Origin of the sequence: Catenibacterium faecis (assembly GCF_014306455.1) — a bacterium.
Lineage (GTDB): Bacteria > Bacillota_I > Bacilli_A > Erysipelotrichales > Coprobacillaceae > Catenibacterium > Catenibacterium mitsuoka_A.
Map to the genome: position 1 here is coordinate 89429 of NZ_JACRWG010000002.1, position 24440 is coordinate 113868.

General features: G+C 33.8%; 28 protein-coding genes and 1 pseudogene. 24 read left to right on the forward strand and 5 right to left on the reverse strand.

The window, feature by feature from the left end:
* Positions 1-17: 17 nt before the first annotated feature.
* From H8909_RS01485 to H8909_RS01565, 17 genes are all read left to right on the forward strand, one after another.
* A complete protein-coding gene (locus tag H8909_RS01485; protein ID WP_129981345.1) occupies positions 18-836 on the forward strand; it encodes a MurR/RpiR family transcriptional regulator in 819 nt (272 codons plus the stop codon).
* Between the two features lie 9 nt (positions 837-845).
* Positions 846-2219, forward strand: coding sequence for a sialate O-acetylesterase (locus tag H8909_RS01490; RefSeq protein WP_187011578.1), 1374 nt, complete (start codon positions 846-848; stop codon positions 2217-2219).
* A 310-nt stretch (positions 2220-2529) separates the two neighbouring features.
* A complete protein-coding gene (locus H8909_RS01495) occupies positions 2530-3492 on the forward strand; it encodes an ATP phosphoribosyltransferase regulatory subunit (protein WP_202985880.1) in 963 nt (320 codons plus the stop codon).
* Entirely contained in the window at positions 3485-4108 is a 624-nt protein-coding gene (hisG, locus tag H8909_RS01500; protein WP_055233264.1) for an ATP phosphoribosyltransferase, read from the forward strand. The genes H8909_RS01495 and hisG overlap by 8 nt, the downstream gene beginning before the upstream one ends.
* Before the next feature lies 1 nt (position 4109).
* Positions 4110-5405: a histidinol dehydrogenase gene (gene hisD / locus H8909_RS01505; RefSeq protein WP_187011579.1), complete on the forward strand. Its 1296-nt coding sequence runs from the start codon at positions 4110-4112 to the stop codon at positions 5403-5405.
* Positions 5406-5408: 3 nt separating this feature from the next.
* Entirely contained in the window at positions 5409-5996 is a 588-nt protein-coding gene (hisB, locus tag H8909_RS01510) for an imidazoleglycerol-phosphate dehydratase HisB (RefSeq protein WP_006506046.1), read from the forward strand.
* A gap of 1 nt (position 5997) precedes the next feature.
* Positions 5998-6606 carry an imidazole glycerol phosphate synthase subunit HisH gene (hisH, locus tag H8909_RS01515; protein WP_129981340.1) on the forward strand — a complete coding sequence of 203 codons (609 nt, stop codon included), beginning with the start codon at positions 5998-6000 and terminating at the stop codon, positions 6604-6606.
* Positions 6600-7319, forward strand: coding sequence for a 1-(5-phosphoribosyl)-5-[(5-phosphoribosylamino)methylideneamino]imidazole-4-carboxamide isomerase (gene hisA / locus H8909_RS01520; RefSeq protein ID WP_187011580.1), 720 nt, complete (start codon positions 6600-6602; stop codon positions 7317-7319). Before hisH ends, hisA begins: the two co-directional genes overlap by 7 nt.
* Positions 7309-8079 (forward strand): imidazole glycerol phosphate synthase subunit HisF, encoded by a 771-nt coding sequence (gene hisF / locus H8909_RS01525; RefSeq protein ID WP_187011581.1) that lies wholly within the window; start codon positions 7309-7311, stop codon positions 8077-8079. The genes hisA and hisF overlap by 11 nt, the downstream gene beginning before the upstream one ends.
* On the forward strand, positions 8076-8717 hold the full coding sequence (gene hisIE / locus H8909_RS01530; protein ID WP_006506050.1) for a bifunctional phosphoribosyl-AMP cyclohydrolase/phosphoribosyl-ATP diphosphatase HisIE: 642 nt from the start codon (positions 8076-8078) through the stop codon (positions 8715-8717). The genes hisF and hisIE overlap by 4 nt, the downstream gene beginning before the upstream one ends.
* 44 nt (positions 8718-8761) lie before the next feature.
* A complete protein-coding gene (locus H8909_RS01535) occupies positions 8762-10231 on the forward strand; it encodes a UDP-N-acetylmuramoyl-L-alanyl-D-glutamate--2,6-diaminopimelate ligase (protein ID WP_187011582.1) in 1470 nt (489 codons plus the stop codon).
* Positions 10224-11012: a histidinol-phosphatase HisJ family protein gene (locus H8909_RS01540; RefSeq protein ID WP_187011583.1), complete on the forward strand. Its 789-nt coding sequence runs from the start codon at positions 10224-10226 to the stop codon at positions 11010-11012. Before H8909_RS01535 ends, H8909_RS01540 begins: the two co-directional genes overlap by 8 nt.
* A 36-nt stretch (positions 11013-11048) precedes the next feature.
* On the forward strand, positions 11049-11405 hold the full coding sequence (locus H8909_RS01545; protein ID WP_022425662.1) for a hypothetical protein: 357 nt from the start codon (positions 11049-11051) through the stop codon (positions 11403-11405).
* A gap of 46 nt (positions 11406-11451) precedes the next feature.
* Positions 11452-12615: a cation diffusion facilitator family transporter gene (locus H8909_RS01550; protein ID WP_187011584.1), complete on the forward strand. Its 1164-nt coding sequence runs from the start codon at positions 11452-11454 to the stop codon at positions 12613-12615.
* Between the two features lie 82 nt (positions 12616-12697).
* On the forward strand, positions 12698-13987 hold the full coding sequence (locus H8909_RS01555) for a galactokinase (RefSeq protein ID WP_187011585.1): 1290 nt from the start codon (positions 12698-12700) through the stop codon (positions 13985-13987).
* Between the two features lie 105 nt (positions 13988-14092).
* Positions 14093-15436, forward strand: a complete 1344-nt coding sequence (mgtE, locus tag H8909_RS01560) for a magnesium transporter (protein ID WP_117458256.1) — start codon at positions 14093-14095, stop codon at positions 15434-15436.
* Between the two features lie 18 nt (positions 15437-15454).
* On the forward strand, positions 15455-15703 hold the full coding sequence (locus tag H8909_RS01565; protein ID WP_022424427.1) for a TIGR03905 family TSCPD domain-containing protein: 249 nt from the start codon (positions 15455-15457) through the stop codon (positions 15701-15703).
* A gap of 25 nt (positions 15704-15728) precedes the next feature.
* Here H8909_RS01565 and crcB read toward each other — a convergent pair whose 3' ends face one another.
* Positions 15729-16091, reverse strand: a complete 363-nt coding sequence (gene crcB, locus H8909_RS01570) for a fluoride efflux transporter CrcB (RefSeq protein ID WP_006506058.1) — start codon at positions 16089-16091, stop codon at positions 15729-15731.
* 83 nt (positions 16092-16174) lie between these two features.
* Here crcB and H8909_RS01575 point away from each other — a divergent pair, with 83 nt between their 5' ends.
* The 4 genes from H8909_RS01575 to H8909_RS01590 all read left to right on the forward strand — a co-directional run bounded on the left by H8909_RS01575 (position 16175) and on the right by H8909_RS01590 (position 18659).
* Positions 16175-16855, forward strand: a complete 681-nt coding sequence (locus H8909_RS01575; protein ID WP_187011587.1) for an MBL fold metallo-hydrolase — start codon at positions 16175-16177, stop codon at positions 16853-16855.
* Positions 16842-17225 (forward strand): hypothetical protein, encoded by a 384-nt coding sequence (locus H8909_RS01580; RefSeq protein WP_187011588.1) that lies wholly within the window; start codon positions 16842-16844, stop codon positions 17223-17225. Before H8909_RS01575 ends, H8909_RS01580 begins: the two co-directional genes overlap by 14 nt.
* A 23-nt stretch (positions 17226-17248) precedes the next feature.
* The gene (locus H8909_RS01585) at positions 17249-18145 is read left to right on the forward strand and encodes a LysR family transcriptional regulator (protein ID WP_022424431.1); all 897 of its coding nucleotides are present in this window, start codon (positions 17249-17251) and stop codon (positions 18143-18145) included.
* A 115-nt stretch (positions 18146-18260) separates the two neighbouring features.
* Positions 18261-18659 (forward strand): hypothetical protein, encoded by a 399-nt coding sequence (locus H8909_RS01590; RefSeq protein WP_129981330.1) that lies wholly within the window; start codon positions 18261-18263, stop codon positions 18657-18659.
* 494 nt (positions 18660-19153) lie between these two features.
* On the opposite strand, the pseudogene H8909_RS13865 reads toward H8909_RS01590, so the two are convergent.
* A pseudogene (locus H8909_RS13865) lies at positions 19154-19503 on the reverse strand (IS1634 family transposase); the annotation flags it as partial.
* 365 nt (positions 19504-19868) lie between these two features.
* On the opposite strand from H8909_RS13865, the gene eno reads away from it, so the two are divergent.
* From eno to H8909_RS01605, 3 genes are all read left to right on the forward strand, one after another.
* Entirely contained in the window at positions 19869-21164 is a 1296-nt protein-coding gene (gene eno / locus H8909_RS01595) for a phosphopyruvate hydratase (RefSeq protein ID WP_006506063.1), read from the forward strand.
* A gap of 81 nt (positions 21165-21245) precedes the next feature.
* Positions 21246-22145, forward strand: a complete 900-nt coding sequence (locus H8909_RS01600; protein WP_238928187.1) for a DMT family transporter — start codon at positions 21246-21248, stop codon at positions 22143-22145.
* A gap of 46 nt (positions 22146-22191) precedes the next feature.
* The gene (locus tag H8909_RS01605) at positions 22192-22575 is read left to right on the forward strand and encodes a hypothetical protein (RefSeq protein ID WP_187011590.1); all 384 of its coding nucleotides are present in this window, start codon (positions 22192-22194) and stop codon (positions 22573-22575) included.
* Between the two features lie 10 nt (positions 22576-22585).
* Here H8909_RS01605 and H8909_RS01610 read toward each other — a convergent pair whose 3' ends face one another.
* From H8909_RS01610 to H8909_RS01620, 3 genes are read right to left on the reverse strand one after another with little or no spacing between them, the layout of a single operon-like run.
* Positions 22586-23191, reverse strand: a complete 606-nt coding sequence (locus H8909_RS01610) for an ABC-2 transporter permease (protein ID WP_187011591.1) — start codon at positions 23189-23191, stop codon at positions 22586-22588.
* A complete protein-coding gene (locus H8909_RS01615; RefSeq protein WP_187011592.1) occupies positions 23188-24006 on the reverse strand; it encodes an ABC transporter ATP-binding protein in 819 nt (272 codons plus the stop codon). Before H8909_RS01615 ends, H8909_RS01610 begins: the two co-directional genes overlap by 4 nt.
* Positions 23993-24379 (reverse strand): GntR family transcriptional regulator, encoded by a 387-nt coding sequence (locus H8909_RS01620; RefSeq protein ID WP_187011593.1) that lies wholly within the window; start codon positions 24377-24379, stop codon positions 23993-23995. The genes H8909_RS01615 and H8909_RS01620 overlap by 14 nt, the downstream gene beginning before the upstream one ends.
* Between the last annotated feature and the right edge of the window lie 61 nt (positions 24380-24440).

The window sequence follows — 24440 nt, forward strand, 5'->3', positions numbered from 1 at the left end:
TAGTTTTGGGTGATATTATGGATAATTATTTAAAGAGTACAAAAACGATGATTGAAGAGAAATATGATAGTTTTACACAAGTAGAAAAAGTGATTGCGGACTATTTTCTTCATGGAACAATAGAAGATTTTTCTAGTAAGGCTGTTGCTTCCACAATATATGTTTCAGAAGCGTCTTTATCTCGATTCTCAAAGAAATTAGGTTTTAGTGGCTATAGAGAGTTTGTTTTTTCTTTTAATGCGAATATGAAAGAAAATAAGAGACTAGATCAATTAACATCATTTTCTATACATAAATATCAGGAAGTATTAGAACAGACTTATCAGATAGTGGATAATAATCAGATTATACGTATCGCAAAGCTTCTTGATTCAAAAAAAAGAGTGTTTATTTATGGCATTGGTTCAAGTGGTCTTGTCGCAAAGGAATTTGCATCACGTTTAATACGTTTAGGTCTTGATGCGGAAGCTATTAACTCAGAAAGTGATATTACTGCCAATAGTCCACGTGTTCAGTCAGAGTCGTTAGTAATAGGAATTTCTATTTCAGGAAGTAATCCAAATGTTATTGCGGGACTTAAACGTGCGCATGAAAAGAATGCGACAACAGTTCTTATGACTTCTATGCAGCGTGCTTATCATGATGATATTATTGATGAAATTGTTAAGGTGGCTCATGTGAAGAATGTGACAGTGTCACATATTATTTCTGCTGAGTTTCCTGCTTTAGTCATGACGGATATTATCTATACACATTATCTAAATTATAATAAATCAGATAAATTAGAGTCATTAAAGGAGATATTGAATTCAATAGATTATAAGTTTGAGAAGTAGGTGTTAAAAATGGAATTAGATTACCCATATTCAAATCATATGGTTCTACAAAGAAATAAAGATATAATTCTTTCAGGTACTTCTGAAGAAAAAGAAGTAAGAATGACTTTTTTAAAAAAGGAATATAAAGTGCCTGTCAACGATGGGAGATGGCAGATATCATTTAAAATAGAGAAACCTGGTGGACCTTATTGTATGGTTCTTACAGATGATAGAGATACGCTTGTATTAGATGATATTCTTGTAGGTGATGTTTATCTCGCAGCAGGACAATCCAATATGGAATTAGAGATGAGAGAGTCAAAGGAAAAGAAACTTCCTTCATATCGTTCAAATGTACGTATCATGACAGTCCCAAAGTATATCTATCCTTTTGAGGACGATAATCAAAGATGGAAAGAACTTAATGAAGAAACAGTGTCATCCTTTTCTGCAGTGGCTTCATTTTTTAGTTATTATCTTGATGAAGATATACCAATCGGTATTATTTCTAATAATAAAGGTGGTACAAGTGCTTCATGCTGGATTGAAGAAGAAGTTCTTAAAAGTAATAATGTACTTAAAGAGAATGTATATGATCCGTATTATGATGATTTACCATCATTAGATATACAAAAAGAAGAAACCGAAAAGTATTACAATATATTTAATAACTATCAAAAAGAACTGAAGGAATATATTAACACACATCCTGAGATGACTCTTTCCCAGATTAAGAATATTGTTGGACATACTCCATGGCCTCCTCCAAAAGGTTATTATGATTATCGAAGACCAGGTAGTCTTTATGAACATATGTTTAAACGTACTCTTTATTATCCTGTCAACGCAGTTTTATGGTATCAGGGTGAAGAAGATAGTCCACAGTATATGTATTACAGTGAACTTCTTAAGACATTAATTACTAGCTGGCGTAAAGCTTATGATGAAGATCTTCCTTTCTTTATTATTCAATTACCTGAATATGAAAATAGTCACTTTGATGAAATAAGACGTGTTCAAAGAGAAGTTGTATGTTCTATAAAAGATACATATCTTGTTACAACGCTTAAAACAGGTGATCCAGATTATATTCATCCAGCAAGTAAAGAGGAAGTAGGAAAACGTCTGGCTTATAGTGTAGCTCATTATCTTTATGAAAAGAATACACCAGTTACACCTATATTAGATGAAGAGACTTTGACATATGATCAGGATATGAAAGAAAATGATGTTCATTTAATTGTAGATGGACATGCTTGTATAGGGCATATTCAAAATAGAAAGCTTATTATACCAGTTCAGAATTATCATATGTTAGCTTATGCGAATGATGATAATCCTAAAGTAGAAATAGAAAGTGTAGAAGGTATTCCAGCTTCTCCATTTAGAATTGAGAAATAACACCCCTAAGGGTGTTTTTTTTTACAGTAAATAGGCAAATGATTTATCAATAACTATATATAAAACTTTACTAAAATGCTTTTTTTTATGAATAAAATGTGGTAGTATATTAAAAACTGAGGTGATTATTTATGAAAAATACAATTTTTGTCAACAATTTACACCATCACCATCGTGGTTCTAGTTAGGGTTATATCAATTAGATACAGCCCGTTTTGACATACAACTCAAAAAAAACGGACACGAAACAATGACATAAAGGAACAGGTCATTGGACCTGTTCCTTTTTATATATAAGGGGGACATAACTTTGGAAGAATTTAAATATCTGATTCCTGAAGAAAGTAATGATGCAACTAGAATGGACGCTTCTTTAATGCGTACGATTGAAGGACATTTAAGAAGAACATTCAATGCACATGAATACCAGGAGTTATTATTACCTACATTTGAATATGCAGACTTGTTAAGTGGTTTTGGGACAAATGAAGAAACAATGTTTCAGTTCATTAACCATGAAGGGAAGCGTATCACTTTAAGAACTGACTTTACTGTACCTATTGCACGTATTTATAGTAATGCTCATACAGATGAAGTAAGACGTTATAGTTATTTTGGTAAGGTATATCGTACTCAGGCACGACATAAAGGTAGAAGTTCTGAATTGTTCCAGGGCGGTATTGAGTTGTTTGGTCTTCCAGGTCGTGAGGGAGATCAGGAATGCTTATCACTAATTGAAGAAACAATGCAGAATATTGGTTTAAGTGATTTAAAACTAGAACTTGGTTCTGCAAAGTTCTATAAGCGTTTAATGGCTCTTGTAATGGATCGTTCTCTCACTGATATCTTAAAGAAAAAGAAAAGTTCTGATATGAAACATTTAGTAGAAGCACATGATTTTGACGAAGATTTAAATAAACTCTTATTAATTCTTCCTAGTGCTTTTGGGGATATTAAGTGTTTAAGAGAAGTAAAAGAGATTGTGAAGGATGAAGAACTTTTAGAGGCTATTGAAGAGATGGAATCATTGTATGAGTTCTCTAAGCATAAAGAGAATATTATCTTTGATTTATGTATGGTACCTGAGAGAAGTTATTATACAGGTATTATGATGAAGGGATTCTCTTATTATAGTGCCCATCCAATTCTCCAGGGAGGACGTTATGACCATTTGTTTGATCATTTCTATAAGAACGTACCTTCTATTGGATTCTCATATCATTTGAATAATGTATTGGATGCAATAGGAAAGGAGAATGAAGCCAATGATTAAGATTGCGATTACTAAAGGAAGAATAGAAAAGCAGGTATGTAAGTTATTACAACAGCAGGGCTTTGATATGGATCCTATTTTTAATAAAGACCGTGAGTTATTAATAGAGACAAAGGATGGTATTTCAATGATCTTTGCGAAAGCAAATGATGTATTGACTTTCCTAGAACACGGTATTGTGGATGTTGGATTTGTTGGTAAGGATACTTTGGATGAATCTGATTTTGATGATTATTATGAGTTATTAGATTTAGAGATTGGTAAATGTTATTTTGCGTTAGCGGCTTATCCAGAATACCGCACAAAGACATTTAATCGTCGTAAACGTATTACTTCTAAATATACAAAGACCGCAAAAGAATATTTCGCATCTAAACAGGAGGATGTAGAAATTATTAAACTGGAAGGTTCTGTAGAGTTAGGACCCGTAGTTGGTTTATCTGATGCGATTGTAGATATTGTAGAAACAGGATCTACACTTAAGGCCAATGGTCTTGAAGTGATTGAAAAGATTTCAGATATTTCTACAAGAATGGTTGTGAATAAAGTGGCTTTAAAATATAAGAAGGATGAAATATTCAAACTAGTGGATGCACTAAAGAAGGGGGATCACTAAAGTGTTAAAAGAATTGATTTATAAAGGAAACTATGAAGAACTAGAAAATAAACTTCATACAAGAAAAACTGAAATATCTGAAGAAGTCAATAAGGCAGTCAGTGAGATCATTAATAATGTACGTGAAAATGGGGATGATGCATTAAAGGAATACTGTGCTAAGTTTGATGGTTTCCATGTATCTAGAAAGGATGATTTCATCGTTTCTAAACAGGAAATCATGGATGCTATTACTAATGTAGGACCTGAATTCATGAAGATTCTAGAACGCACAAAGGATCAGATCACTGAATATCATAAGAACCAGATTGAAAAATCATGGACTATGTATAAGGATAATGGTGTTGTCATGGGACAATTAGTGCGTCCTATCGCCACAGTGGCTTTATATGTACCAGGTGGAACTGCTACGTATCCTTCTACTGTTATGATGAATGCTGTACCTGCAAAGCTTGCGGGTGTAGAAGATCTTTATATTATTACACCAGTAAAGAAGGATGGTAAGGTTTCTGATGTTATTTTAGCTGCTGCTTATGTAGCTGGTATTACTAAGATTTATAAATGTGGTGGAGCACAGGGTGTTGCAGCTGCTGCTTATGGAACTGATACAATTACGAAAGCAGATAAGATTGTGGGTCCAGGTAATATTTTTGTCGCAACTGCAAAGAAGTTATGTTATGGAGTCGTTGATATTGATATGATTGCCGGACCTAGTGAAATTCTTATTGTCGCTGATGAGAACGCAAATCCTAAATATATCGCAGCTGACCTAATGAGTCAGGCTGAACATGATAAGCTTGCCAGTGCGATTCTTATTACAACTTCAAAAGAATTAGTAAAGAATGTAGATAAAGAATTAGTTAGACAGGTAGAAGATTTGCCTCGTAAAGATATCATCAAGTCTTCATTAGATAACTATGGCGGTGCTGTTATTGTAGATAGTATCAAGGAAGGTATTAACTTATCTAATAAGATTGCACCTGAACATTTAGAAGTATTAGTAGATAACCCATTAGAACAATTACCAAATATCAAGAACGCTGGTTCTATCTTCTTAGGTGAGTATACACCAGAACCATTAGGTGACTATATGAGTGGTACAAACCATGTATTACCAACAGGTGGTACTGCTAAGTTCTATAGTGCTTTAGGTGTTTATGATTTCGTAAAGCATTCTGCTTTCAGCTATTATCCACAGGCAGTACTTGGTACATTCAAGGATGATATTATGAAGTTTGCACATCTAGAAGGTTTAGATGCACATGCTAATAGTATCAAGGTACGTTTTGAGGATTAATTTATGCGACAGGCAGAAATAGAAAGACAGACCAAAGAGACATATGTATATGTTTCTTTAAATATTGATGGTAAAGGAGAAGCAGATGTGGATACAGGTGTAGGGTTCATGGACCATATGCTTGAGCTTCTTGCTTTCCATGGTAATTTTGATTTAAAGGTGAGATGTAAGGGTGATTTACAGGTTGATTCTCATCATACTGTAGAAGACTTAGGGATTGTCTTAGGACAGTGCTTCAATAAGGCTTTAGGTGATAAGCGTGGTATTACTCGTTATGGTCATTTTACTATCCCTATGGATGAAGCACTTGTAACGACTGACTTAGATTTCAGTGGACGTCCTTATTTAGTTTTTAATGTAGAACTAGATAATATTCATCTAGGTAACTATGAAGTAGAAATGACAGAAGAATTCTTCCGTGCATTTGCCTATAACTGTTTCATGACTTTACATATTAATGAACATTATGGTAAGAATACACATCATATTATAGAGGCAATATTTAAATCTATGGCACGTGCCATCAAGGAGGCTGTCACAATTGATGAAGCCCATAAGGGGCAGGTAGTATCAAGTAAAGGGGTGTTATAAAATGATTGCGATTATTGATTATCATGTAGGAAATCTAGGATCAGTTACAAATGCCTGTAAAAGACAGGGGATGGATGTAGTTGTCACAAATGATCCTGAAGTTATTCGTCAGGCAGATGGCATTATTCTTCCAGGTGTTGGTGCATTTCCTGCAGCTATGAGTAATTTAGAAGCATGTCATCTTGTACCTGTATTGAATGAAGTGAAGGACAAGGGAACACCAATACTTGGTATTTGTATTGGAATGCAGCTTTTATTTGAAGAAGGCAGTGAGAATGGACATACAAAAGGATTAGGATTCTTAAAAGGTTCTGTCGATAAGATGGAAGTCGATGCAAAACTTCCACATATGGGATGGAACCAGTTAGTTATTAAACAGTCTCATCCTTTATTAAAGTATGTAGAAGAAGGCGATTATGTCTACTTTGTACATTCATATAGTGCTCATTGTCCAGAAGATGAGATTGGGGCTTATGTGAATTATGGTGGTAAGAAGATTACTGCTTTTGTATATAAAGATAATGTCATGGGTACACAGTTCCACCCTGAAAAGAGTGGAGAGATTGGTAAGAAGATCTTACGTGCCTTTAAGGAGTTGGTGTCATGTTAGTTATTCCAGCCATTGATTTAAAAGATGGAGAAGCAGTCCGTCTTTATAAGGGCGATTACAATAAGAAAGTTGTTTATTCATCACATCCTGAAGAATTAGCAGCAGGATTTGAGAAGATGGGTGCAAAGTATCTCCATGTAGTAGATCTAGATGGTGCAAAAGATGCCCATGCAACCAATAAAGAAACAATTAAAAGAATACGTGCTTCTATTTCTATTCCAATGGAATTAGGAGGAGGTATTCGCGATATGGATACAGTCTCTATGTATTTAGAGGAGATTGGGGTAGATCGCGTTATTCTTGGTACGGCTGCTATTAAGAATCCTGCTTTTCTTGATGAAGCATTAAAGAAGTATGGACCAGAAAGAATAGTCGTAGGAGTAGATGTAAGAGATAGAAAGGTCAGTATTGCTGGCTGGCTTGAAACAAGTGATGTAGATTATCTGACATTTATTCATCAACTAGAAGAGAGAGGTGTGAAATATATAGTATGTACGGACATCTCTAAAGATGGTACCCTCACAGGACCTTCTTTCCCTCTTTATGAAGAAATACACGCTAATTCTAAGATTAAATTTGTAGTCTCTGGTGGTGTAAAAGATGATGAAGATGTCTATGAAGTAAATAAACGTGATTATTATGCTTGTATTGTAGGTAAAGCATACTATGAAGGGCGTATTAATCTAAAGGAGGTCATTGAAAATGCTGGCTAAAAGAATTATTCCCTGTCTAGATATTAAAGATGGGAAGGTTGTAAAAGGTGTTAATTTCGTTGGCTTGAAGGATGTTGGTGACCCAATTGAACTAGCAAAAGAATATGACCGTCAAAGTGCAGATGAAGTTGTCTTTCTAGACATTACTGCTACATATGAAAACAGAGACATCATCAAGGACCTCATCCAAAGAGGGGCTGATGAACTTTCTATTCCACTATGTGTGGGTGGTGGTATTCGTACTGTCGAAGACTTCCGTATGATTCTTGCAGCAGGTGCAGATAAGGTATCTGTTAACTCAGCTGCAGTCAAGAATCCAAATATTATTAAGGAAGCCAGTGATGAGTTTGGTGTTCAATGTGTTGTTGTGGCAGTAGATGCGAAAGCACGTGATGATCATTCAGGATGGGATGTCTATGTCGCAGGTGGACGTACAAATACTGGACTTGATTTAATAGAATGGGTTAAGAAATGTGAATCTCTTGGTGCAGGTGAAATACTTCTTACAAGTATGGATGCGGATGGAACAAGAGATGGATTTGATATCGATATGTTGAAAGCAGTAGTGGCAGCAGTCAATATTCCAGTAATCGCAAGTGGTGGCTGTGGTGGTAAAGAAGATATCGTAGATGTCTTTAAAGAAACAGACTGCGATGCTGCGTTAGCTGCAAGTTTATTCCACTTTGGTGAAGCCACAGTGGATGAAGTTAAGGAATCCTGTGCACAGGCAGGTATTCCAGTAAGGAGAAATAAGCAATGAAACCAGATTTTGAGAAAATGAATGGTCTTGTACCTGCTGTTGTGCAGGATGTCAAGACTAAACAGGTATTAATGCTTGCTTATGTAAATGAAGAAGCATATGAAAAGATGTTAGAAACAGGAGATACTTGGTTCTATTCACGTTCAAGAAATAAGTTATGGCATAAAGGGGAAGAATCAGGACATTTCCAGCATATTAAGGGGCTATATTTAGATTGTGATTTAGATACAATCGTTATTTATGTAGAACAGGTCGGAGCTGCTTGTCATACAGGTTCTTATTCTTGTTTCTTTAATGAAGTAATTCCTTATGACAATAGTGATTTTGCGCATGAACTTTATGATCTTATTGAAGATAGAAAAGTACATCCAGTAGAAAAGTCTTATACAAACTACTTATTAAATGAAGGTATTGATAAGATCTGTAAGAAGGTTGGAGAAGAAGCCACTGAAACAGTTATTGCAGCTAAAAATACATCTAAAGAAGATTTGATTGGTGAAATTGGTGATTTATATTATCATGTATTAGTCTTAATGAATGCCTATGGCTTAACTGTAGATGATGTTTTAGATAAATTAAAGGAAAGACATAAGGTGACAGGCAACAAAAAAGTATTCCATACAAGAGGAGAGATTTAATTCTCTCTTTTTTTTTGTTATAATCTTGTAAGAGAGGTGTTTGTATGAAATTAGAAAAGTTATTAAATGGTTTTGAATATGAAATCATTGGGAATAAAGATGTAGATATTACAACATTAGTTTATGATTCACGTAAAGTAGAAGAAGGCAGTCTATTTGTCTGTATGGTTGGTGCTGCTTTTAATGCACATGATTTTATTGATCAGGTGATTGAAAAGGGTGCTCATGCGATTGTGATTTCTCAGGATGTCCCTTTAAAAGAAGGTATGACTTATATTAAGGTGAAGGATACACGTATTGCGTTGGCTTTATTATCTTGTGCTTATTTTAATTATCCTAGTAAAGAATTGAAGGTTGTTGGTATTACAGGAACAAAGGGTAAGACGAGTTCTTCATTAATGATCAAGTCTATTCTAGAACATGCAGGTAAGAAGGTTGGTATTATTGGGACAAATGGTACTTTTATTGGAGATATCCATGAACCTACAGCCAATACAACACCAGAATCTTATGAATTACAGCGTATCATGAGAAAAATGGTAGAACATGATTGTGAATATTGTGTCATGGAAGTATCAAGTCAGGCTTTAAAGATGAACCGTGTGGCTGGTATTGAATTTGATTATGGTGTCTTTACAAATATTTCACCTGACCATATTGGCCCTAATGAACATAAGGATTTTGCGGAATATATGGCATGTAAGAAACATTTATTTGATTTCTGTAAGGTTGGTTTATTTAATAAGGATGATGAGCATTTTGAAGAGTTCACAAAGGATGTTCCTTGCAAGGTATTAACATACAGCATTGAAAAAGACAGTGATTTAAAAGCGGAACATATTGAACTTTATAATGAGAATGGTGAATTAGGTATTACCTTTGATACAAAGGGATTAATTAATGCCTCTTTTAAAGCTTCTATGCCAGGTAAGTTCAATGCTTATAATGCATTAGTCGCAATTATGATCTGTTATTTAATTGATGTCCCTACAAAGGATATACAAAATACATTACCACAGGTTCATGTATTAGGTAGAGGACAGGTTATGCATGTCTCACCTGATTATAGTGTATTAATCGATTATGCTCATAATGGTGTCTCTTTTGAAAGTATTATTTCTACTGTAGAACAGTATAATCCTAATAAGTTAATTGTAGTTTATGGCAGTGGAGGAAAACGTTCTAAGACTAGAAGATATGAATCTGGTGAAGTAGTCGCAAAACATGGTGGTTATTCTATCTTGACTGCAGATAATCCAAGAGGAGAAAAAATTGTAGATATCTGCAATGATATTGTGGTTGGTATTGATAAGTATCATGGTGAATATACGATTATTCCTGATCGTAAAGAAGCCATTTATCATGCATTAGATATGGCTTGTAAGGGTGATGTTGTTTTATTACTTGGAAAAGGTCATGAAACTTATATGATTGGTGAAGATGAAGTGACACGCCATTTCTCTGAAACAGAAGTATTAGAGGAATATAAGAAGGAGCGTGGACTTAGTGCGTAAGATTGATTATCATATGCATACGCATTTTAGTGGTGATAGTGAAGCAAGTCCTCGTGAACATATTGAACAGGCAATTAGAATGGGATTAGATGAAATATGTTTTACTGATCATCGTGATTTTGATTATCCTATTGATACATTTGATCTAGATACAGATGCTTATTTCATGGAACTGAGTGCCTTGAAGAATGAATATGTAGATCGTATTATTATTAAGATTGGTGTAGAAGTTGGATTAGACATGGATCATATTGATGAAATCAACACTTTTGTAGCACAATGTCCTTTTGATTATGTTATTGGTTCTATCCATGTCATTCATCATACAGAATTCTATTATGGAGAATTCTTCAAGGGTAAAACAAAAGAAGAAGCACATAGAGAATTCTTTGAAGAAACATTGAAATGTGTACAGACATTTGACTGTTTCAACTGTTTAGGTCATTTAGACTATATTATGCGTTATGGTCCTTATGAAGATAAACGTGTAGAACATGAATTATATCAGGATATTATTGATGAAATCTTAAAGACACTTATTCAAAAGGGTAAGGGTATTGAAGTTAATACATCAGGATATGCATTAAATAAGACATGTGGTTTTCCTAATTTTGATATTGTGAAGCGTTATAAAGAACTAGGTGGTACAATAATTACAGTGGGTACCGATTCTCATACAAGTGATCGTGTAGGAGAACATGTAGAAGATGTTTTAAAGCATTATCAGGATATTGGATTTGACGATGTAACTACATTCACAAAAAGAGTGAAAGATAATTAAGTCTATGTTATAATAGGCGAGATGGGAGAGATAAAGATGATAGAAATACTTACAAAAGATGATGTAGAAGAACTAAATAGCGAAAAAAATGATCAATACTACATTCCTGGTGAATTATTTAATGGGATGCAGTATAACCTTATAAGACTAGAAGTCAAATGGGCTTATGTGGCGGTATTAAATACATTATTGAATAAACCACACTATGATCAGGATAATAATGCCTATGTAAAAGATGATTCTCCTGCAATTATTGAGATGTTAGTTAAGATTGCGAATAAGAAAGTCAATGCCGCAAAGATTGAAGGCTATCTTGATGAAATGGATGAATTAGAACTTGTAAGACGTGATGGAAGAAACGTTTACGTTAGAAAAATTGTTTCAATTTTTTAGAGAAAGGTTCCTTTCTCTTTTTTAATAGATACGAGGGGGAGTATTTATGTATCAGTTATTAATAAAGACATTTGTACGTGATTATAAGAATACTGAAAATGCACATGTAAGAGAACAATATGGAACAGTCTGTTCTATTATTTCTATAGTATGTAATATCGTACTTGTAGTATTTAAACTTATTTTTGGAACATTAGTTCATTCTGTTTCTATTGTCGCAGATGGTTACAACAATTTATCTGATGCAGGAAGTAACATTGCAACATTCTTTGGATTTAAACTTGCGAATAAGCATCCAGATGCAGAACATCCATATGGTCATGGACGTTTTGAGTATATTACAGGTTTAGGCATTTCTTTTTTAATTATTTTAGTTGGTTTAATGAGTTTAAAGGATGCAGTTTTAAAACTCTTTAATCCAGAAGCAGTCAAGTTCAGTGTTCCTGCTCTTATTGCTTTGATATTCTCAGTATTAGTTAAGATATGGATGGGTTACTTTAATCGTAAAGCAGGTAAAGAAATCAATTCAACTGCATTAGAAGCAGCTGCCCAGGATAGTATGAATGATGTTATGGCAACTTCTGCCACTATTGTGGCTCTTGTGGCTTCTTTAGTTACTGATCTACCAGTGGATAGTCTTATTGGTGCAGCAGTCTCTGTAGTTGTTGTCATTTCTGGTATCTCTATCGCAAAATCAACCATTGATCCACTTCTTGGTATCAAACCAGATCCAGAAACAATTAAAGAAATAGAAAATTATTTAATGAGTTATGATTGTGTTATGGGTATACATGATTTAATGATGCATGACTATGGCCCAGGACGTCGTTATTTAACTGTTCATTGTGAAGTAGATGCTTCTATTGATATGATGACAACTCATGATGAAATAGATAATATTGAACGTGCAATGATGGAGAAGTTCCATATTCTTACTACAATCCATATGGACCCTATTGATATCCATGATACACTCACAAATGATTTAAGAGATAAAGTGACTAGTATTGTAGAATCTATTGACTCATCACTTTCTATCCATGATTTTAGAATAGTGAGAGGTCCTACACATACAAACCTTGTCTTTGATGTATTAATGAAGGATGATAAGTATAGTAAGAAGGAACTTAATAAATTAATTACTTCTAAGGTCAAAGAAATGAATACTACATACTATTGTGTGATTAATTTCGAATATTCATTTGTCTAGAAGTGTACAACTATGGTAAGAAATGTTAAAATCTTAATAGATAACTAACAATAATTTCATATATATATTCGAGGTGATTCAAGTGAAGAAAGCAAGTAAGATTATTACAGGATTTAACAAAGGGGAATATAAAGCACTCATCAAGGATCTTTATACAGAAGATGCCAGACTTACAAAACAGAAGAATCGTTATGTCACTGCTTTAAAACAGTTTATTGAATTATATGGTGATGAAGAAGTAGAAATCTATAGTGCACCAGGACGTAGTGAAATCTGTGGTATGCATACAGATCATCAGCATGGTAAGATGCTTGCATGTTCTGTTAACCGTGATATTATTGCGGTTGTTACACCTACAGATGATAATGTCGTAAGAATTACTTCTGAAGGATTCCCAGATATTCGCCCTATCACAATTAGTAAAGCAGGATTAAAGTTAGCTTTTGATGAACAGGGTACAACTGAATCTTTAATTAAAGGTATTGTATCTCAGTTCCAAAAATTAGGTTATGAAGTAGGCGGTTTTAACGCTTATATTACAAGTGAAGTACCACTTTATTCAGGTATGTCATCAAGTGCTGCAATAGAAGTACTTCTTGCCACTATTTTAAATGGTTTATACAATAGTGGTTCTATTAATCCATTGATTATTGCCCAGATTGCACAGTATGCTGAAAACATCTATTTTGGTAAACCATGTGGTTTAATGGATCAGGCGGCTTGTGCGATTGGTGGTTTAATCAAGATTGATTTCAAGGATCCTAAGAAACCACTTATTAAGAAACAGATGATTAAGTTTGAACAGTTCAATCATTCTTTATGCATAGTAGATACAAAAGATGTACCAGCTAACTTAACGAAAGAATATCGTGCTATCATTGAAGAAATGAGATCAGTAGCCAAATATTTTGGTAAAGAATTCTTAAGAGAAGTAGATGAAAATGAATTCTATGAACATATCATTCCAATGCGTAAAGTATGTTCAGATAGAGCTATTTTACGTGCAATGCATTTCTATAGTGAAGAAAAGCGTGTAAATAAGGAATTAAAGGCATTAAGAGATGGTAACTTCCATGAGTTCAAGATTCAGATCAGACGTTCAGGTAATAGTTCATTTGAATATTTACAGAATGTTTATTCTTCAAAAGATCCTTCTCATCAGAACATTTCTCTCGCAATCTGTATGAGTGAAAAGATTCTAAAAGATAAGGGTGTAGTAAGAGTACATGGTCCTGGTTTTGAAGGTACTATCCAGGTATTTGTAGAAAATGATTATGCTAGAAAGTATAAGAATGAAATAGAAAAGTATATGGGTAAACATTGTTGCTATGTCACTCATATCAGACAGCAGGGCGCTATGAAAGTCATCTAAACGATGACTTTTTTTGTAATAGTTTTACATTATAAGACTTTAGATTTAATATAAAAAATGATAAAATGGCAAAGGACTTTTATATATACAAGGAGGGTGAATAACATGGATAAGATGACAAAAGAACATCTTACTAGTCTCTTAATAAATGGGACTTCAGAACAGATTCAGGAAGCGATAGATGATATTCACCCCGCGGATATTCTTGATGTATTACAGGATCATCATAGTCAGTTAAATAATATTCTTTCTAAACTCCCGAATGATATTATTGCGGATGTTATTGAGGAAGAAGAGGATGAGGATGAGCAGTATGAAATCCTTAAAACATTCCTTAAAGATCGTCAGAGTGCTATCTTAGATGAGATGAGTGATGATGAATTAGCCGATTTGATTGGTGAACTAGATGATCCAGAAGAACGTGCAGATGTATTATCTAAATTAGACATAGAGGATAAGACACATATTGAGAGCCTGTTGAAATATGATCCAAGCACTGCTGGTGGTATTATGACAACAGAGTTTATCTCTATTAAAGCCAATAATACAGTATTAAAGACATTAGAATACTTACAAACACAGGTTGAAGAAGATACAACCTATTACTTATATGTTTTAGATAAAGAAAAGGTATTAAAAGGTGTTATTTCTTTAAGAGATATTGTATCTTCTCCTTTCGATACACCAATCATGGATATTGTGAATCCTAATGTAAAAACAGTAGATGTTAATATGGACCAGGAAGAAGTGGCTAAGAAGTTTATGAAATATGGTTTCTATATGATGCCAGTTGTTGATTCAGAGTATCGCATGCTTGGTGTGATTGAAATTGATGATGTTATGGATGTCATGGAAGAAGAAACAACAGAAGATATCAACTTAATGGCTGGTATGAGTGGTGAAGAACGTGTAGATTCTACAGTATTAGAATCTGCAAAGAGCCGTATTCCTTGGCTTATTGTCAATTTATTTACAGCTGTTATGGCTGCTGCAGTTGTCGCAAACTTTGAATCTACAATCGCCAAGGTTGTCTCTTTATCTTCAGTTATGTCCATTGTTACTGGAATGGGTGGTAATGCAGGGACACAGTCACTTACTATCTTATGTCGTGGTTTATCTTTAGGTGAAGTGGATAAAGACAATGCCTTCCAGATTTTCTGTAAAGAAATCACTGTTGGTTTATTATCAGGTATTGTGATTGGTATTATTGTGGCTATTGGTGCCTGGTGGTTTGCTAGTAACCCATGGTTTGGTTTAGTTGCAGGTTTGGCTATGATCTTAAATATGCTTGCAGCTAATATTGCAGGTTATTTAGTACCAGTTATCTTAAAACGTTTAAATATCGATCCAGCACTTGCGTCAGGTGTATTTGTCACAACTGTGACAGACTGTATGGGCTTTTTCTTCTTTTTAGGTCTTGCCACATTATTCCTTCCTTTGTTAATATAAGAGATGGAGGATATGGTTATGGAACATTTTACTTATAAGACTAAAGGAACTTGTGCAACTGCTATTGATTTTGACTTAGAAGGTCATACAATTCATAACGTTGTATTTACTAGAGGATGTAATGGTAACTTAAAAGCCATTGGTAAACTTGTAGAAGGTAAAGAAGCAGAAGAAATCGTAGCTATTCTAGAAGGCAATACCTGTGGTATGAAAAATACATCTTGTGCAGATCAGCTTGCACATGCATTAAAAGAAGCAATCAAATAATTAAAAAGGCAGAGAAATCTGCCTTTTAGTGTGCACAATAATCACCTAGAATGACTGCACTTAGTCCAAGTACTATACTTAGAACTATATAAATCATTGCAAGAGTTGTATTGCCATTCTTATGTAAAGTAATAGATTCTAACGCAAATGTAGAGAAGGTAGTAAATCCCCCACATAATCCTGTTTTAAGTAATAGAACTAAGTGGGGATTCATAGACTTCTTTAAAGCTATTGTGCTAATAAAACCTATTAAGAATGCACCGAGAATATTAATAAATAGAGTCAGTAATGGGAATCCATGTGTAGTCTTTAAAGGAATCAAACCGACTAAATAACGAAGTACTGAACCTATAAAACCACCCATACCGACATATAAACATGCTGTCATATACTTTTCTCCTTTTTCATGTATTATAAAATAGATGGAAGAGAGAATCAAAGGTGTTATAATACAAAAATAGAGGTGGTATTATGTTGAAAATTACTTATATAACACATAGCAGTTTCTTTATAGAAACAGATCGTACATGCTTGTTATTTGATTATTATACAGGGACTATTCCAAAAGTACCTGAAGGAAAGAAACTTTATGTTTTTGCAAGTCATAGACATGGTGATCATTATTCTAAGAAGATCTTTGACTTAAAGAATGAATACAAAGATGTTCATTATTTACTATCTAGTGATATAGAGAAAATAGAAGATGATTCTATCTCTTATTTAAAGGATAATATTGTCTATTTTGATTCTAATATAGAAGTGAGTACTTATTTATCAAATGATGAAGGTATTGCGTTTATGGTACAAGTAGATGGTTATACTCTTTATCATGCAGGAGATCTCAATAACTGGAATTGGGCTGGGGAAGATAAAGAGTGGCTGGATTGGCAGAAGAACCTTTATCATACAGAACTAGAAAAGATGAAGGACTTTGATATAGATGTAGCCTTTATTCCTTTAGATCCTCGTCTAGAAGATAATTATCATGAAGGTGTTGCAGACTTCTTAAAAGTATGTCATACGCGTTACATTGTCCCAATGCATTGTTGGAATAAATATGATGTCATTGAAAGATTTATAGAAGAATATGATCATAAAGATCAGGTTCTCGCATTTACACAAGAAGGAGAAGTAATGGATGTCAAAATATAAAATACTTTGGGTTATTCCCCTCTTTTTTATAATTTCTATATGTGGTGTTCTCTATTTTCAGAAAAATATATCAAATGAGATGTCTCGCTTTGAGATTGCCTATATTAATAATCATTTGATTATTCCTGATAGCCAGGAAATCATTGAAAAGGGTTATCCTAAAAATGAATCAGGAGAAACCTATGGTCCTGATTTATCAGACTATGTAGGTAGTGTTCCTGATCTCATTCTTGCAGAAAGTGAAGAAGGGATTAAAGGTTATTTAAAGAAAACAGACAAGGATTCTATTACATCATCGTCACGTACATTACCACTCTATTTACAGGATGGTCAGACAAAGATTGCAGAACTGACACTTAAAACAAAATAATTTCCCAGGAAAAGGAGGATTTCATGACACTCAATCAATTACGTTATGTCGTCATGGTGGCACAAACAGGAAGCATTACTCAGGCGGCTAAAAGACTATTTATCTCACAGCCTTCTCTTACAAATGCGATTAAAGAATTAGAAAGCGAAATGCATATCACAATCTTTAGACGTACCAATAAAGGTGTTATTGTATCTAGAGAAGGAGAAACATTCTTAAGTTATGCAAGACAGGTATTAGATCAAGCTGATCTACTTGAAGAACGCTATATGAATGATAAACATCAAAGTCCTCATTTTAGTGTATCCTGCCAGCATTATTCATTTGCAGTTAATGCCTTTGTAGATGTTATTAGACAGTTTGGTGTTAACCAATATGATTTTACATTAAGAGAAACAGAAACACATGAAATTATCGAAGATGTTTCTACTATGAAAAGTGAAATAGGTGTTCTTTATACATGCCCTAAGAATGAAGAAGTCATCATGAAGATGATCAGACAGAATAACTTAGAATTTAAAGAACTCTTTGTCGCAAAACCTCATGTCTTTATTTCTTACCACCATCCTCTTGCTTATAAGAAGACACTAACTCTTAAAGACTTAGAAGATTACCCATATCTTTCTTTTGAACAGGGAGAATACAATTCTTTCTATTTCTCAGAAGAAGTATTAAGTACATTGGATAGAAAGAGAAATATTAAGGTAAGAGACCGTGCGACACTCTTTAACTTATTAATAGGTTTAAATGGTTATACAGTATCTACTGGTATTATCTCTAAAGAATTGAATGGTGAAACAATTATTTCTGTTCCCTTATTAGTGGATGAAATTATGAAAGTAGGCACTATTACACAAAAGAATATGATTCTTTCACGTTATGGAGAAGCTTATATGGAGGCATTAAAAAAGCATATATAATGATAATTTCTTGATTTTACTACTTAAATATTACAAGTGATATTCTTGCTTTTTTTGATTTTTGGTGTAAAATACTACCAACATCACAATCGTGATGTTGAAGGAGGTAAGACTCATGTTGAAACGTTATTTAGAGAAACTGATCTCTTTTGGCTGTAGTCTTCAGGATGTCCCTCGCGTAGATGTTGTTTATGAAATGCCAGAAGGTCAGAACTATCATTTAGTGAAATATATATCAGGTAAACAAGGATGCTTATATGTTGATATCGATGCTTTTAAGAAGGAAGATCAAAAATCCTTATTTGCGTTATTTACAGAATTAAGACGTTATTATCAGGATTATACAAATATGGAACAGCCTCATGATCTTGAATATGTTATCGATGCCAATGCTTTTGCGGTTATGGTTATGAAGGTCTACTTCGGTGTAGATTCTCCAGTTAATCATGATCTACCAATGACAAGAGTGATGCTTGCATCACATCGTCTCTCACAACAATTAAATATCAAGTAAAAAGAGTGGCCGTGGCCACTCTTTTCTTAAGGATTGTAAGGATATGTTTTTTTTAGTTACTAGTTAGTAGTAACTAACTAGATATTATCATATACATAGGGTAAATGCAATAAATATATTAAATTAATTTATCAGGTCATTTTACTTGTTTAATACATGACTTTAGAATCCAGCATCTAAACATAGTGATAGTTTTAAAAAAGTAACATGAAATTCGCTTTTGAGTATCATGCTGCTTTCTTTATGTTATACAAATGAATAATCTACAGTTAATTTTATATTTTGTAACTGAATATTCTCTTTATTTCTCTTTCTGTTAGGAAGTAATTAGTAAGTGGAAGATCTGTTATCTTTACTAAATCTATTATAAAATCACTTGATTGAGTTGTATTAATATATCTAGTTTCACCTTTAACTACCTGAAATCCTCTGGTAAATTTCATAATATCTGATGCGCTGTATTTGTTATTAAGCACCTTGAACTGCAGTATTCTTTCAAGAATATCATACTCAAAGGAATTAGATAGATTGAAGTAGTCCACATACTTCTTTATCCAAGCTTATTCATTATGGATACGAAAGAGAAGTAGCCTAGATTCGTTTTAGGCGTTTTATCTGATATCTTAATAACTTTTTTATTCTTAGCTTCTTGGTTGAGTTTTTCAACTTCCTTTTGAAAATGTGCAACAGGATCATCTATTCCCTTTGCCTTCCATGTCTCAACGGAAGATAAGGATTTATATGTGCGATGAGCTGCACCTCTCTTATCACGGGAGTAGTAGCTTTCCACAATAGAGAGGTAAGTACGGCCATTCAGCTTCACCTTTTTTAGAAAATATGTAATGGGTACACCTCCAATTTAATATATCACTATGTATGCTATACCATGAAAAATAATTTGAGAAAATATAAAGCGTAAAAAAGCCGAAATAATCGGCTTAATTTCAAAAGGATCTTTAATTGGGTTCTAAAAAACATAGTGATAACTTCTAAAGACGGGCATTGTCTCTCACAACAATTGAATATCAAGTAAAAAAAGAGTGGCCGTGGCCACTCTTTTCTAAAGGATTGATCAAGTAGATATTATCATACATATAGGGTAAATGCAATAAATATATTAAATTAATTTTTCTGGTCATTTTGCTTGTTTAATAACTGTGGTTATGCTAAACTAACCATAGTTAGAGAAAACTAACTTGGAGGTAAACAATGAACAAATATTTAATTGAGAAAGTATATGGACGTGAAATTATTGATTCTCGTGGGAATCCTACAGTAGAAGCAGAAGTGACTCTTGCGGATGGTACAGTAGGACGTGCTGCAAGCCCTAGTGGTGCTTCTACAGGTGAATTTGAAGCATTAGAATTAAGAGATAACAATCCTAAGAAGTTTGGTGGTAAAGGTGTTTCTAAGGCAGTCGAACATGTGAATAATGAAATTGCGAAAGCAGTCATTGGTGCTGATGCAAGAGATACATATCATGTTGATAAACTAATGATTGAAGCAGATGGTACAGAAGATAAATCTAACTTTGGTGCCAATGCGATTCTAGCTGTTTCTTTAGCAGCTGCTCAGGCTGCTGCTAAGAGTGAAGGTATTTCACTCTATCGCTTCATTGGTGGTGTGAATGCGAATAAGCTTCCTGTCCCAATGATGAATATCTTAAATGGTGGTGCTCATGCCACAAATACTGTGGATGTACAGGAATTTATGATCATGCCAGTAGGTGCTGATAGCTTTAAAGACGCTTTAAGAATGGCGACTGAAGTATTCCATGCATTACAGTCACTATTAAAGTCTAAGGGACTCGCTACTTCAGTAGGTGATGAAGGTGGATTTGCGCCAGACTTATCAACTGATGAAGAAACAATTGAAACTATTCTAGAAGCAGTCAAGAATGCAGGTTATGAACCAGGTAAAGACTTTGTACTTGCAATTGATGCTGCATCAAGTGAATGGAAGACAGATAAGAAAGGCTTCTATAAATTACCTAAGTCAGGTAAGACTTATACATCTGCAGAGTTAATTGCACATTGGAAATCTTTAGTTGAAAAGTATCCAATCTATTCATTAGAAGATGGTTTAGATGAAGAAGACTGGGAAGGCTGGACACTTATGACTCAGGAATTAGGAGACAAAGTACAGCTAGTAGGTGATGATTTATTCGTTACTAATACTAAACGTTTATCTAAAGGTATTGAATTAAAAGCAGGTAATTCTATCCTTATTAAGTTAAACCAGATTGGTACGCTATCTGAAACATTAGAAGCTATTAAGATGGCTCATAACGCAAACATGACAGCCATTGTATCTCATCGTTCTGGTGAAACAGAAGATACAACTATTGCGGATTTAGCTGTCGCCCTCAATGCAGGTCAGATTAAAACTGGTGCACCAAGTAGAACTGAAAGAGTGGCTAAATACAATCAGTTACTTCGTATTGAAGAAGCTTTAGGTGATAGTGCAGTTTATCCTGGTATTAAAACATTCAAGTTCAATAAGTAAGGCAGAGAAATCTGCCTTTTTTTACTTCTCTTTTAATTGTTTTGTGTTATGATATATGGACATATTTTCGGGGGAGACATTATGGAACATTTTAAAAGAGGAGTACTTCTCACTTTAATTGGTGGGACATGCTGGGGTTTTTCAGGTGCAAGCGGACAGTTCTTATTTACTCATTATCAAGCCAATCCGATGTGGCTCACATCTATGCGTATGTGTTTTGCGGGATTATTGATTACACTATTTGGTGCATTGACACAAAAAGAAGCGATGAAACGTTTAGTAAGTCAAAAGAAAGACTTGATTAAAACATTTGGTTTTGGTTTTGTCTTAATGTTGTGTCAGTTCACTTATTTACAGGCTATTAATACATCCAATGCAGGAACTGCCTCAGTATTGCAGTATCTTTCACCAATTTATATCATGATCTTCGTTTGTCTTACATCAAAGAGATTACCAAATAAGATTGAAGCATTATGTATTGTTTTAGCCTTAGGTGGTGCCTTTGTGATTGCAACACATGGTCGTTTAAACGGATTAGCACTTACTCCAACAGGATTATTCTGGGGTATTGCCTGTGGTTTTACGAGTGCTGCTTATTCTATTTATCCTAAGCGTCTGATGGCAGTTTATGGTAGTGTACCAGTTACAGGTATTGGAATGTTATTTGGTGGTGTTGTGCTATTATGTGCAGGCAAGACATGGACTCTTGCACCTGTATTAGACTTAGATGGATTACTTGTGACAATAGGTATTATAGTTATTGGTACAGCTGCTGCCTTTACATTGTATTTACAGGGAGTTGTAGATATTGGACCAGTCAAAGCAAGTATGATTGCAAGTATTGAACCTGTTTCAGCTACATTATTTGCCTTTGTATGGTTATCTACACCGTTTAAGGGTATTGATCTCATTGGTTTTGCGATGATTCTTGTGACAATCTTTTTATTAGCGCTTCCTAGTGATCAAGTATCAAATTCATAACTATTACATATATTTTGTAATATAATAGTATTAGGGAGTGGTTAGTATGAAGAAGTTAAAGAAGGGGATTCCATTTCTCATTTATATGGTGATTTGGTCTTTGTATATATTATTTGCCTGGTCAAGAACACATCCAGGACAGATTATTGAAGTGTCATTATTTATTTTGTATTTAGTATTGCCTGCATCAGCTTTTATTATATCAGTACTCTATGGTCAGTCAGATCATCGTGCTATTTACTTACTTACATTATTCTTTGGTATGATGGAGCTACTTGGCTGTTATCTTAGCTTTATTCATGTTTCATTGACAGATATTGAAAAGATTCTTGCACCAAGTTCAGAAATTGTATTATATGGTGTATTTCCATCATTACTTGGAATAATAATTGGACAATATATAAACAAACAGAACCGCTACCAGATGTAGCGGTTCTTTCTTATAGTTCTTTATCGTTAAGAATAGAGATTGTACTTCTATATGAGATGATTAAGACAACGAGTACAATGAAGGCATATATTCCAATGAGTAGGAATGCTGAAATTTGACTCATCAACATGCCAACTGATGTGGCACCACTTGCGACTGCAAGAAATAAAACAAGCATTAACATTAAGACAATAATAGTTGCTTTTTCACGACCGTATTTCATCATTACAGGAATCGTGATAGAAATATATATGAATGCGGAAAAGAGCATGGCAAACTGGACAATTGTTGTTTCTAAGTTAATATGAGTTGCGGAACTTATGAGGAATGCAATCAGCCATGATATGAATGTGATAGTGAGTGCATAGATATATTTCTCTAAACAGTATTCTTTCTTGCTGAAAGGCAGGGCAAAGAGATAAGTCATCTCATTGTGATACATATCATAAGAAAATGAATTGAAGACAAGTCCTGTTCCCATGAATGTAAGATAACTAGAAATATACGCAAATCCAGAATTTGCATAAGCCATAATCAGACAGATTACAACAATCGTTACAATATACTTTATTTGAGATTTAAGTAATAATAAGTCTTTTTTGAGTAACCCTTTCATAAGCGCTCTCCTTTTAATAGAATAGGAATCATTGTATCAATATGATTCTGTTCAATCACAATAGTAGGATAGTTTTCACTATAGAACTGTCTTTCGTTTGTAAGACATGAATAACCAAACGGTTCTTTCATTACTTCCAGCAGATAATCTTTATCTAAGTTATCGTAATCTTCTTTAGATACCTTTAACACACCAAAAAGAGAAAGAAGTGTATCCATTTCTTCATGCATGATGATCTGCCCATGATCAATTACATAAAGATCATCACATAATGATTCTAAATCACTCGATATATGAGAAGAAATAAGAATAGTACAATCTTCCTGTTCCATATAATCTCTTAGTATATCAAGTATTTCATCTCTAGTAAGAACATCAAGTCCTGCAGTTGGTTCATCTAAGATCAGCAATTTTGCATGATGTGTTAAGGCAATAATGATATTGAGTTTTGCTTTCATACCTGTAGAGAATGTACGTGTTTTCTTATCTAAAGGAATATCAAAACGCTGACAATAAGAATGAAACAAATCTTCATCAAAACGTTTATAAGTGCATTTAAGAATGCTGGTTATATCGGATACAGTAAAGAATTCACTGAATCCTGTTTCACTTAATACGACACCAATATCCTGCTTATCAGGTATTTGTATGTTTCCTTCATCAATAGGATTAATACCAAGAATGCTTTTGAATAATGTACTCTTACCAGCACCATTCATTCCTATAATTCCAGTAATCACACCTTTAGGAATATCTAAACTACACTCAAGAGTAAATGAGTCATAACTCTTTTTCAAATGATCAATGTGAATCATAAACATCCTCCATAATAAGAGATAACATGTCCTGCATTTCCTGATAAGTAATGCCAGAACATTTCCCTTTTTCTATAGCACGAGATAATAGTTCTTCTGTTTCTTTTAAACAATTTTCTTTTACTTCATTTTGAGAAACCTCCAATACATAGCTTCCTTTTCCATGAACAGTTGTTGTATAGCCTTCTTTTTCCAAGAAATCATAGGCTTTCTTCACAGTTAAAGCACTGATTTTTAATTCTTTAGATAAAGCACGTACTGAAGGAAGTGCTTCATTAGGAGATAACTGATTAGAGAGTATTGCTTCTTTAATGGCTTCTACAATTTGTTCATAAATAGGAATCATTGACGAATGATTAATGATAATATGCATATCTCTTCCTCCTATAAACAGTATATAACAGTATATAACACTGTGCAATATAAAATTCAAA